This is a genomic window from Corallococcus sp. AB045 (assembly GCF_003668895.1).
GTDB lineage: Bacteria > Myxococcota > Myxococcia > Myxococcales > Myxococcaceae > Corallococcus > Corallococcus coralloides.
Map to the genome: position 1 here is coordinate 16,566 of NZ_RAWN01000135.1, position 11,244 is coordinate 27,809.

Here is an 11,244-nt window from a genome sequence, read left to right on the forward strand (position 1 = left end):
TGCGACCCCAGCATCGGGCGGGGCCCCCGGGTATGACGCGACGCGGGAGGGCGTCCGGGGCCTCGGCTGGACGCCCGTCTTCCACGGGAAAGCGTCTCGGACTCTCGGAAGATTGGGAGGTCGTGTAATGTCTTGCGCCCGATGTGGCAGATCATCATCAACGGGCCCGGCTACTTCGACACGTCGTACGACCTGCCGGAGGGCGTCACCAGCCTCGGCCGGGCGGACGAGAACGACATCGTGCTGGGCGGCGACCTGGTGTCGCGCCGGCACGCGCGGCTCTACGTCGAAGGTGACGTGCTGCGCATCGAGGACCTGGGCAGCCGGAACGGCAGCCGGGTCAACGGCGCGCCGCTCCAGGGCAGCAAGCACCTGAACGCGGGCGACACCGTGGCGCTGGGGGAGAACACCCTGGCGGTGCGCCAGCCGCACACGGTGGAGAACGCCGCCACGGAGATGATGGACCTGGGCGCGGGCGGCGTCGTGCGCTTCGGGCACGGCACGGACGTGGGCCCGTCCGTGCTGATGGCCAAGAACGTCAAGGACGCGGACGTGCTGCGCCTGCTGGACAACGTGGGGCCGCTGCCGTTCGACGACGCGTTCTCCGGTCCCTCGCCCGTGCCCGCGAGCTCCGCCGTGGCCAGCCCGCGCGTGTCCTACGAGACGCTGGTGCTGCTGGTGCACGCCGCGGAGGCGCTGGCCACCGCGCGCACGCTGACCGCGTTCCTGGAGTCCGCGATGGATCGGCTCCTGGAGCGCACCGACGCCACCACGGCGGTGGTGCTGCTCAAGCACGCCACCGGGCCGCTGGTGCCCGCGGCGGTGCGCCACCGCGGACGGCTGGCCAAGGGCGAAGTGCCCGTGTCGGACGCCATCGTGGACGAGGCCATCCGCCAGGGCCGCGCGATCGCCGTGGGCGACGTGAAGGACGACCGCCGCTTCGCCGGACGCGAGAGCGTCATCATGTACGGCGTGGACCGGGTGCTGTGTATCCCCATCGGCACCGAGCCGCCCTTCGCGGGCGTGCTCTACGTCAACGTGCCCGGCGGGGGCGACACCAGCCTGGAGTTGATGCTGGACGCGTGCACCGCGGTGGCCCACCTGGTGGCCGCCGGCGTGCAGCGCTTCGCCGTGCGCGACGGCTCCAGCACGGACCGGATGCGGCGCAACCTGGAGCGCTACCACTCGCCGGAGGTGGCCGAGCGCCGCGCCGCCGAGGCCCAGCGCACGGGCGGCAAGCTGCCGGGCCTGGAGGAGAAGAACCTCACCGTGCTGCACGCGGAGCTGGCGGACTTCGGCGCCGTCATTGGCCGGCTGGGCGCGGCGCGGGCCACGCAGCTGCTCAACGACTTCCACGCGCGCATGAGCGGCATCGTCTTCAGCTTCGAGGCCACCGTCGAAGGCTTCATGGGCGAGTCCATGCGCGCGCTCTTCGGCGTGCCCTACGCCAAGGGCGACGACGCGGTCCGCGCGGTGCGCGCGGCGCTGGCCCTGCGCGCGGACTGGGACCGGGGCATGGCCCGCCGGCCCCAGGATGAGCGGTGCGACCTGCGGATCGCCCTGCACTCCACCAAGGCGCTGGTGGGGATGATCGGCACGGAGGCCCGCACGGAGTACAGCGCCGTGGGAGAGGGCATGGGGGTGGCAGGCTGGCTGGCCTCCACCGCGGCGCCCGGCCAGGTGCTGATGACGGGCAAGCTGCTGGCGGCCACCGGGGCCCGCTTCGACGTGATGCCCCTGGGAGAGCGGGTGGTGCGGCCGCCCCGCGACAAGGTGGCGGTTTTCGAGGTGATTGAAGAGGACATGGGCATGCTGACCAACCCCGGTATCCGGTGAGGCGGCCGGCGCGGCCGGTTGACGGGTTGAAGCGGGGGCCCTGCCCGGGGTTCAATGCGGTTTCCGTGGTGGACCCCCGCACCGCATGAACTCTTCGAACCAGCCCGCCCGATTGCGTCCCTTCCGGCCGCAACCCTTCGGCCGGTACACGCTCCTGTCGCATCTGGCCACCGGCGGCATGGGGGAGATCTACCTCGCCCGCCTGGAGGGCGCGCAGGGCTTCGAGAAGCTGTGCGTCATCAAGAAGATCCTCCCGCAGTTCGCGGAGGACCAGGACTTCGTCGACCGCTTCGTGGGTGAGGCGCGCACGCTGGTGCGGCTGGGGCACGGCTCCATCGCGCAGGTGCTGGACATGGGCGTGCACGAGGGCGAGGCCTACATGGCCCTCGAGTACGTGGACGGCAAGGACCTGCGCAAGGTGGCCGCGCGCGTGCGCGACCGGCAGACGCCGCTGCCGCTCACCTTCGTGCTGTACGTGATGGGCCGGGTGCTGGACGCGCTGGCGTACGCGCACCGCAAGCGGGACGAGGAAGAGAAGGAGCTGAAGCTCGTCCACCGGGACATCTCTCCGCAGAACATCCTCATCTCCTACGAGGGGGAGGTGAAGGTCATCGACTTCGGCCTGGCCAAGAGCCGGCTGTCGGCGGCGAAGACGAACCCCAGCATCATCCTGGGCAAGTTCCTCTACATGTCGCCCGAGCAGGCCCGGCACCAGCCGGTGGACCGCCGCAGCGACCTGTACGCGGTGGGCCTGTGCCTCTACGAGCTCATCTCCGGCAAGAACCCCTTCGACGCGCTGCCGCCGGGCGAACTGATGTCCGCGGTGGCGAACCCGAAGGTGGCGCCGCTCAGTGAAGTGGAGCCGCTGACGCCGCCGGCGGTGTCGCAGCTGGTGGCGAAGGCGCTGGCGGTGGACTCGGCGCAGCGCTTCCAGACGGCGGAGGACTTCCGGGTGCGCCTGCAGGCGTGCCTGATGGAGATCGACACCAGCGCGGGCCCGGAGAGCGTCAGCAAGTTCATGCGCGACCTGTTCTCCGCGGACTACCAGTCCGAGCGCCGCCTGCTGACGTCCCTGCGCGAGGTGTCGCGCGACGTGCGCGGCAGCGGCACGTACGAGTCGCTGGCCCCCGCGCCGCGCGCGACGATGCAGGCGCCCACGCTGCCGGCCAAGACCATCCGCCTGGATGGTCCGGTGGAGCCCCTGTCCTTCCACCCCACGCCCCGGAGCCGCGAGGACGGCGGCGGCGCGCGCGACGACGGTGAGACGCGCCCCGGCGTGGTGGTGGACGAGTCCACGCGTCCCGCGTTCCCGGTGGAGGCGCTGGAGGAGGCGGCCCGCGCGAAGATGCGGCCCAGCCCCGCGTCGTCGGAGCCGTCGCCCACGGTGGAGGTCCGCCAGGACGCGATGGACCGGCCCACCATCCTCGAGGGCCTGCCGGCCATCCGGCTTCCTTCGGACCGCGCCGTGGAGGCGGAGGCTCCGGCCCCGCTGCTGGGAGAGCCCACCGCGCCCCGGGCGGACGCGCTGCCGGCCTCCGAGGCGCAGGCAGAGCCCACCGCGCCGCGCGCCACGTCGCTGCCGCACGCGGAGCCAGGGCTGCCGTCGCGTGACGCGCCTCCCGTGCCGGACGTGCCGGTGTCGCGGCCGTTCGCGGACGCGGGAGGGCGGGGCGCTTCGTTGCCCTTCTCCGATTCGGTGGGCCCGCGGGGTGTGCCGCCTCCGCCTCCTCCGATGGCCGCGATTCCCGCCGTGCGGCCCGCGGATGGGCCCGTTCCCTTCGTGCCGGTGGATGCGTCGCGGCCGGTGGCGCCTCCTCCGATGCCTTCCTTCGACTCCGCGCCAGGGCGGTTCGAATCGGCGGGTGAGTCGCTGCCGTTCATGGAGCCGCCGCCTCCTCCGGACGGCCCGTTCGCCGATGACGAGGAGCTTCCGGAGAGCCCCTATCCGTGGCCGGAGCCCATCCCCGAGGGGGGCCGCTCCGCGGGAGCCGAGCTTCGCGCCGCGGAGGCACGCATCCCGGAGGGGCAGCGCCCCACCTCCGCGATGCCGTCCCTGGCGTCGGCGCGTCCTGGAGTCACGACGCCGTCGAACGGCAGCCGTCCCGCGCCGCCGTCCGCGTTCGATGCGGCTCGTGCCCCGGAGCCCCTGCCGAGCTACGAGCCGGTGCGCGCGTCGGAGCCGTCGCGTGGCTTCGATTCGCCCCGGGCTTCGGAGTCGTCCCGCGGCTTCGATGCGCCCCGCGCCCCCGAGCCCGCGCGCGCAGTGGAAGCCCGCATCCCGGAAGGCCAGCGCCCCACGGCCGCGATGCCGTCCGTGGCGTCCTCGCGCCCCGGTGTGACGACGCCGTCGAATGGCAACCGGCCGGCGCCGGTGCCGGTGCCGTCGTACGCGGCGCCCACCATCCAGGTGCCCTCCATCCAGTCCGGTGCTTCGCGCTCCTTCGAAGCCGAAGAGGACTCGCGGAACTCCGAGCCGCTCGATTCGGGGCCGACTCCCCGGCCCACGATGCAGGACACGCGGCCGTCGGAGGACCTGGTCTCGGTGGATGCCCGCGCCCTGGAGGCGGACTCCAGCGTGCCGTACATCTCCGCGGATCCGGACGAAGCCCTGGCCGCGCGCGAGGGCGACGGGGACACGCACCCGCGCATCTCCATGCCCCGGGCCTCGCGCCGCGAGGAGCCCCAGGCCCGCGTGATGCTGGACGAGGAGCTGCTGCGCGAGACGTCCTCTTCCACCGGCAAGCGTGAGGCCGACACCGGCCCCACCGCTCCGGCCAAGGGCCGCACGGGGTCGCGGCGCGCCGTGCGCGGGTCGTCGCCGAGCACGCCGCCTCCGCGCTCCAGCACCGCGTCGAGCATGCGCGCCGTCGCCCGCGCCCCCGCGCCCGCCGTGGAGCCGGACGAGTCGTCCACGTCGCGCGACGACTCGACCCGGCGCAAGGCCATGCCGGTGCGGCCGGAGCCTTCGGAGCCGCCGCGTGCCGCGCGGCGCGAATCAGCGCCGGTCCGCAAGGGCGGCGCGCTGCGCTCCGCGCTGATGTTCGTGCTGCTGATGGTCGTCGCGCTGTCCATCGTGGGCGCGGGGCTCTACTTCGTCCCCGAGCTGCGCGTGGCCGTGGGCCTGGAGCAGTCGCGGACGTCGACGCCGCCTCCGCCCACCCCGGTGCAGCAGATTCCCACGCGGCCCGCGCGCCCCCAGGGGCGTCCGCCCGCGTCTCCTCCGGACCAGGACACGCCGGCCGCCGCGCAGGACACGCCTCCTGCCCAGAACGTGGCCGCGGCGCCCACCGCAGCGCAGGCTGAGCCCACGCCGCCGTCCGGCGAGCCCGCGCAGGCTCGCACCGAGCCGGGTTCCGCGGGCACCAAGGAGCTGGCTCCGGACGACCTGCTCGCTCCGGATGCGCCGACGGAGGGCGCGGCCGCTCCCGCTCCCGCCGCGAAGAAGCCGCCGCCGGCACGCCCCGGCAAGCGCGCCGCGCCGGCCCGCGCTCCCGCCAAGGAGAGCAGCCTCCCCCCGGAGCTGGAAAAGGAATGGGCGCAGACGAAGACGCTCTTCCGGACGCTCAAGACCAACCATGGCTGCGAGGCCATGTCGATGCAGTGCACCCTCTTCGACAAGCTGGCGGACGACTTCATCGTGGGCGGCAGTGAGACGCCGACCCTCAAGCAGGTGAAGGACCTGCACGAACAGCTGAGGACCGTGAAGCGCCGCCAGGACTACTAGGCGCCCGCGAGGACGCCTTCGCCGGGGGCGTGCTTCAACGCCCCGTGCCCGCGTCGAGCCCGGAGCCTCCCGTGCCCGCGTCGAGCCCGGAGCCTCCCGTGCCCGCGTCGAGCCCGGAGCCTCCCGTGCCCGCGTCGAGCCCGGAGCCTCCCGTGCCCGCGTCGAGCCCGGAGCCTCCCGTGCCCTCCGAGGCCGTGCCCCGGTAGCTCTCCGCGAGCCCCGTGCCCAGCTCCCCGCTGCCGCCTGTCCGCTGGCGGGTGTTTCCCTCCATCTGGTTGGGGGCCGCGGTGCCGCCGCCCAGCGAGCTCCGGCTGTCGCTGTTGTAGGGCTTGCCGCCGCCCTCCTCGCGCAGCGGGCTGCCGGCCGGTTCCGCGCGGGAACGGTGCTGGAGCTGGACGGGGTCCTGGAACCCTCGCGTCTCCTCCGGGGGCGCCTCCTTGCCGCAGCCCCAGCCTCCCAGGGCGCCGCCCACCAGCAATCCCAGTCCCACCGCGCGCTTGAAGCCCGTCATGATTTCCCCCTCGGGCGCGAGGACGTCCGCGCCTGTCCGTCCGGGAAGTTAGGACCGCTGTCCCATGGGGCCACCCACCCACCCCGACGGATGCCCGCCTGGCCGCCCGCCGGGCTCCGGGATGTGCCCGTGTTGACAAGACTGTCGCCCAGGCGGGAAACACCCGGAGCGCGGGACGCCTACGCCGTGCGTCTTCCCCCCGCCCCCGAGGCCGCATGGTGCGCTACGCCCTCGCCATCTTCACCAGCGCCTTCCTGCTCTTCGGCGTCCAGCCGCTGGCGGGCCGCTACGCCCTGCCGTGGTACGGCGGCACGCCCGCGGTGTGGACCGCGTGCATGCTGTTCTTCCAGGCCGTGCTGCTCGCGGGCTACGCCTACGCGCACGCGGTGGCCTCAAGGCTGCGCCCGCGCGCGCAGGCCGCCCTGCACCTGAGCCTGTTGGTGGTGGCGCTGGCGGCGCTCGCGGCGCGGGCCTCGTGGACGGGCTCGCCGCTGGCGCCGGGGGACGGCTGGCGCCCCGTGGACGACCACCTGCCCGTGCTCCGGTTGATGCGGATGCTGGCCGCCACGCTGGGCCTGCCCTTCTTCGTGCTCAGCACCACCGGTCCGCTGCTCCAGTCGTGGTTCGCGCGCGCGCGGCCGGAGCGCTCGCCGTACGTGCTCTACGCGCTCTCCAACGCGGGCTCGCTGCTGGCGCTGCTGGGCTACCCGTTCTTCGTGGAGCCCTGGGTGGGCCGGAGCGCGCAGGCGTGGGGCTGGGCCGTGGGCTTCGTCCTCTTCGTCCTCTGTGTCCTCGCCTGCGCGCGGGACCTGCTGCGCCGCGCCCCCGCGTCGAACGCCCCCGAGTCCTTCACGAGCCCGGGTGCGGAAGCTCCCCCTGAAGCTCCTTCCGAGGCCTCCACGGCCGCGGCCTCGCAGCGTCCGGGCGTGGGCCCCACGCTGACGTGGCTGGCGTTGAGCACGTGCGCGTCGGTGTTGCTGCTGGCCACGACGAACAAGCTCTCCCAGGACGTGGCGGCGGGCCCCTTCCTGTGGGTGATGCCGCTGGCGGTGTACCTGGTCACCTTCATCCTGGCCTTCTCGCGCGAGTCCTTCTACGCGCGCACGCCGTACTCGGTGGGGCTCATCGCCTCCGTGGTGCTGGTGACGTACGCGCACAAGGAGGGCCCCGCGCTGGGCCTGGGGTGGCAGGTGCTCTTCCACGCGTCCACCCTCTTCACGGGCGCCATGGTGTGCCACGGCGAGCTGTACCGGCGCCGTCCGGCGCCGCGCTACCTGAGCGCCTTCTACCTCTGGGTGTCCGTGGGCGGCGTGCTGGGCGGCGTGTTCGTCAACCTGGTCGCGCCCGCCCTCTTCACCACCTACTGGGAGCACCCGCTGGCGCTGGCCGCGTGCTGCGCGGTGGCCTTCGCGGGGCTGATGCGCAAGCCGAAGGAGGAGACGGCGGTGGCGCGCACGCAGCGCCTGTTTCGCGGGGCGCTGCTGGTGGGTGTGGCGGTGCACCTGCCGGTGCTCGTCCTCACGGACCTGGGGCGCGTGCGCTTCGCCGCGCGCAACTTCTTCGGCGTGGTGCGCGTGCTGGAGCTGTCCGCGAACGATCCCCAGCAGCACCAGTACGTCCTGCGCCACGGCGCCATCACCCACGGCTGGCAGTACATCCGCCCGGAGCGCCGCAACCTCCCCACGGCGTACTACACGAAGGACGCCGGCCTGGGGCTCGCGCTCGCGGAGCAGCGCCGGTCGCGTCAGGCGCAGGGGCTGCCCACCGGCTTGCGCGTGGGCATGCTGGGGCTGGGCGTGGGCAACAGCGCGACGCTGATGGCCGCCGGGGACGACGTGCGCTTCTATGAAATCAACCCCGACATCATCGACCTCGCCAAGGGCCAGGGCGGCTTCTTCAGCACGCTGACGGACACGCCCGCGCACGTGGAGGTCGTCGAGGGCGACGCGCGCATCTCCCTGGAGAAGGAGCTGGAGCACGGCTCGCGCCAGTTCGACGTGCTGGCGCTGGACGTCTTCAGCTCGGACGCCATCCCGGTGCACCTGCTGACGAAGGAGGCGGTGGCGCTCTACCTCCAGCACCTGGCGCCGCACGGCGTGCTGGCGATGCACATCAGCAACCAGCACCTGGACCTGGTGCCCATCAGCCTGGCGCACGCGCGGGCCGCCGGCCTGTCCGCGGCGCTCGTCGCGAGGGACAGCGACGGCGACGCGGTGGCCAGCTCGTGGATGTTGCTGAGCCGGGACAAGGAGTTCTTCTGGGGCTCCACCTTCAGCAAGAGCAAGGCGCGCGTGCGCCGGCTGGTGCTGCGCGGCGAGCCGGAATACGTCTGGACGGATGAGCGCAGCAGCGTGCTCCAGGCGCTGCGCCCCATGGCCCAGGGCCCCGCGGCGGCCAACGCGAACGTCATGGACGTGCCCGCGCAGGCCCGGGTCCAGCCGGCGCAGCCCGTGGTCCAGCCCGCGTCGCCCTAGCTTCCCGGCGCGGTGGGGGACGGTGCGGGCTTCACGGTCAGCCGCGCGTCCAGCGCCGCCAGCACGCCCAGCACCGCGCACGGCAGCACCAGCGTCACGGCCCCGTGGCGCAGGAACAGGTAGGGGCCCAGCGTGCAGCCCACGAGGAACGCCAGCACCAGGCCCAGGTGCAGCCGCGTGCGCTCGAACTCCACGGCGGAGGGCAGGTGCCGCACGCGCTGCCAAAGCCCCGTCGCGCTTTCCCCGCGAACCCCGTCGCGCACCCACGCCAGCATCTGCACCAGTTGGATGCCGATGTCCGTGAGCATCCCCGTCACGTGCGTGGTGCGCACCACCGCGCCGGACACCCGCGTGACGAGCGCGTTCTGCATCCCCATGGCGAAGGCGAAGCCCCAGAGCAGCTCCGGCGCGCGCGTGTCCGGCATGGACGCCAGACCCACGCCCACGCCGCTCAGCACGAGCAGCTCCACCAGCAGCGCGGCCACGTGACGGCCCCGCGTGCGGTGCCGAGAGGCATCCAGGAGCGCCGTGGCGCAGAAGGCCCCGGCGACGAACAGCCCCATCAGCTGCGCGGGCAGCCGCGCCGTGTCCCAGCGGCCCTGGGCCAGGGACTCGCCCATCGTGGCCATGTTCCCGGACATGTGGGACGTGTGCGCGCCCAGCGCCACGAACCCCATGGCGTTGACCGCGCCAGCCACGGAGGCCAGCAGCACGGCGAGGCGGGAGTAGGCACGGCGGGACTGGGGCGACGACTGGGCACTGAACATGACGGGCGGGCCTGGACGACGGCTAGCCCGGCGGCCAGTGCAGGGTGCGGCCCGCGAGCAGGTGCAGGTGGATGTGGAACACCGTCTGGCCCGCGTCGCGCTGGGTGTTCATCACCACGCGGTAGCCCGTGTCCGCGTGGCCCCGCTCACGCGCGACCTTCGCCGCGGCCATGTAGAGGCTGCCCACCAGCTCCCGGTCCTCGGCCGTGATGTCGTTCACCGTGTTGATGTGCTTGCGCGGGATGAACAGCACGTGGGTGGGGGCCTGGGGGTTGATGTCCTCGAAGGCCAGGCAGTGCTCGTCCTGGTGGACGACCTTCGCCGGGATGAGGCCATCGCGAATCTTGCAGAAGAGGCAGTCGGATTCGGGCATGGCCGTGGCTTACCAACCCGACGGGGGGGCCGGAAGGGTCTTGCGCGTCCCAACTGTCCCGCTCAGGGCAGTCGCCACGAATAGCCGGGGTCCGGCGTGCAGTCCGCGATAGGCAGCTGCACCAGCGCCAGCCGGCCGTCCTGGACCAGCAGTGTGCCCGCGCCCTCGAAGCCCGCCCGGGTGATGACGTGGCTGAAGCGGCGGGAGTCCCGCCCGGGGCCGGTGTGGGGATACAGCGGCACCTTCCGGTGGAAGTAGCTGTAGCCCCCCGTCCACGCCAGGTGCACCGCCTCCACCTTGAGGCCGCACACGTCGTCGCGCCGGCCCGCCGCCTCCAGCAGCCGGTTGACCGAGCCCTGGTCGTCCCAGGCGCTGTCCTTGGGGCGCACGCGTTCGTACTGGCCCACGTCGCCGAAGGTGAGCGCCCCCGCGCCCGCGCCGGACAACAGCGCCCCCGCCACCACCGCCACCGTGGCGGTGGCCCTCGCCGGAGCGCCGCGCAGCACCCGCAGGGCGGAGTCCAGCCCCACGCCCGCGAGCGCCGCGAACAGGGGCAGCACCGGCACCAGGAAGCGCAGCTCCTTGTGCGGCTGGTTCGCGTGCAGGAGGAAGAACGCCGCGGCCAGGAAGGACAGCCCCCACGCCCGGGGCACGGCCAGCACGGCCAGCACGGCCGTGAAGACGGTCAGCACCGGCATCGCGGTGCGCAGGATGCGCGGGTAGTACTCGAAGGGCTCCGTGCCCCACTGGGCCGCCTTGCCCTGCACCACGTTGAAGTCCAGGTAGACGATGGCGGAGTGGAACCACCGCCCCCAGGTGAGCTTGTCCAACAGGCCAAAGGCCAGCGCCCACCCGGACAGCACCGCCAGCGCCACGCCCGCCTGACGCCACTGGCGACGGCAGAGGAGCACTGCCACCAGGCCCACGCAGAACACGCCGTTCTGCAGCCGCAGCAGCACCGCCAGCCCCAGCAGGGACGCCCCGGTGAGCAGCGAGCGCCGGGACGCGGCCTTCGGCAGCGCCAGGGCCAGGCCCAGCACCACCGGCAGCACGGAGGCGTTCTCGCTCATGGCCCGGGGCGCGAAGTACAGCGGCACCGACGCCAGGGCGAACAGCGCGGCCCCGCCGGAGGCCGCCAGGGTGGAGGCCCCGGACGCGCGGGCCAGCCGCCACGTGGCCCACGCCGTCGCCGTGCCCACCAGCGCGAAGAAGCCCTTCACCAGCCCCAGGTAGCCCGCCGGGTCCGTCAGCCCCACCAGCCGCCCCAGCCCCAGCACGCCCGCCACCAGCGCGGGCAGGGCCCAGTTCCGGGCCCCCTGGACGAACTCCCAGGCCACCAGGCCGTAGCCGTAGACCAGGCGGTGGGCCGGCTCCAGGCTCTGGTAGACCTCGTCCGGCCAGTAGATGCCGTCGTCGTTCAGCGCCCAGTACAGGCGGAAGGCCGCGCCCAGGACGAGCACGCCCCCCAGCAGGAGGAGGCCCAGCCGGCGCTCGAAGGGGTCTTCGGTCGGAGCCCCGCCGCGAGCCTCGGGGGACGCATCCGTTGGGACACCGACCAG

7 protein-coding genes are annotated in these 11,244 nt (G+C 73.5%); 3 read left to right on the forward strand and 4 right to left on the reverse strand.

Going from position 1 to position 11,244, the window contains the following annotated elements; genetic code table 11:
* The first annotated feature begins 141 nt into the window (after positions 1 to 141).
* The gene (locus D7Y21_RS27635) at positions 142 to 1,836 is read left to right on the forward strand and encodes an FHA domain-containing protein (RefSeq protein ID WP_121716741.1); all 1,695 of its coding nucleotides are present in this window, start codon (positions 142 to 144) and stop codon (positions 1,834 to 1,836) included.
* Between the two features lie 85 nt (positions 1,837 to 1,921).
* Complete coding sequence (locus D7Y21_RS42330) at positions 1,922 to 5,560, forward strand: serine/threonine-protein kinase (protein WP_199735499.1); 3,639 nt, start codon at positions 1,922 to 1,924, stop codon at positions 5,558 to 5,560.
* Between the two features lie 34 nt (positions 5,561 to 5,594).
* Here the strand turns inward: D7Y21_RS42330 and D7Y21_RS27645 are convergent, their stop codons facing one another.
* Complete coding sequence (locus D7Y21_RS27645) at positions 5,595 to 6,071, reverse strand: hypothetical protein (RefSeq protein ID WP_121716743.1); 477 nt, start codon at positions 6,069 to 6,071, stop codon at positions 5,595 to 5,597.
* Between the two features lie 215 nt (positions 6,072 to 6,286).
* Here D7Y21_RS27645 and D7Y21_RS27650 point away from each other — a divergent pair, with 215 nt between their 5' ends.
* On the forward strand, positions 6,287 to 8,545 hold the full coding sequence (locus tag D7Y21_RS27650; RefSeq protein WP_121716745.1) for a spermidine synthase: 2,259 nt from the start codon (positions 6,287 to 6,289) through the stop codon (positions 8,543 to 8,545).
* On the opposite strand, the gene D7Y21_RS27655 is transcribed toward D7Y21_RS27650, so the two are convergent.
* The 3 genes from D7Y21_RS27655 to D7Y21_RS27665 all read right to left on the reverse strand — a co-directional run.
* Positions 8,542 to 9,312: a YoaK family protein gene (locus tag D7Y21_RS27655; RefSeq protein WP_120561215.1), complete on the reverse strand. Its 771-nt coding sequence runs from the start codon at positions 9,310 to 9,312 to the stop codon at positions 8,542 to 8,544. The two genes, D7Y21_RS27650 and D7Y21_RS27655, sit on opposite strands and share 4 nt — an antisense overlap.
* Positions 9,313 to 9,334: 22 nt before the next feature.
* Positions 9,335 to 9,685, reverse strand: a complete 351-nt coding sequence (locus tag D7Y21_RS27660; RefSeq protein WP_120561216.1) for a histidine triad nucleotide-binding protein — start codon at positions 9,683 to 9,685, stop codon at positions 9,335 to 9,337.
* A gap of 62 nt (positions 9,686 to 9,747) precedes the next feature.
* Positions 9,748 to 11,244, reverse strand: a 1,497-nt coding sequence (locus D7Y21_RS27665) for a hypothetical protein (RefSeq protein ID WP_121716747.1), incomplete at its 5' end; no start/stop codon positions are given.

Excerpts from the sequence above, each read along its gene's own strand:
- D7Y21_RS27655 (WP_120561215.1), bottom strand. The coding sequence starts at position 9,312 with ATGTTCAGTGCCCAGTCGTCGCCCCAGTCCCGCCGTGCCTACTCCCGC.
- D7Y21_RS27645 (WP_121716743.1), bottom strand. The coding sequence starts at position 6,071 with ATGACGGGCTTCAAGCGCGCGGTGGGACTGGGATTGCTGGTGGGCGGC.
- D7Y21_RS27650 (WP_121716745.1), top strand. The coding sequence starts at position 6,287 with ATGGTGCGCTACGCCCTCGCCATCTTCACCAGCGCCTTCCTGCTCTTC.
- D7Y21_RS42330 (WP_199735499.1), top strand. The coding sequence starts at position 1,922 with ATGAACTCTTCGAACCAGCCCGCCCGATTGCGTCCCTTCCGGCCGCAA.
- D7Y21_RS27635 (WP_121716741.1), top strand. The coding sequence starts at position 142 with ATGTGGCAGATCATCATCAACGGGCCCGGCTACTTCGACACGTCGTAC.
- D7Y21_RS27660 (WP_120561216.1), bottom strand. The coding sequence starts at position 9,685 with ATGCCCGAATCCGACTGCCTCTTCTGCAAGATTCGCGATGGCCTCATC.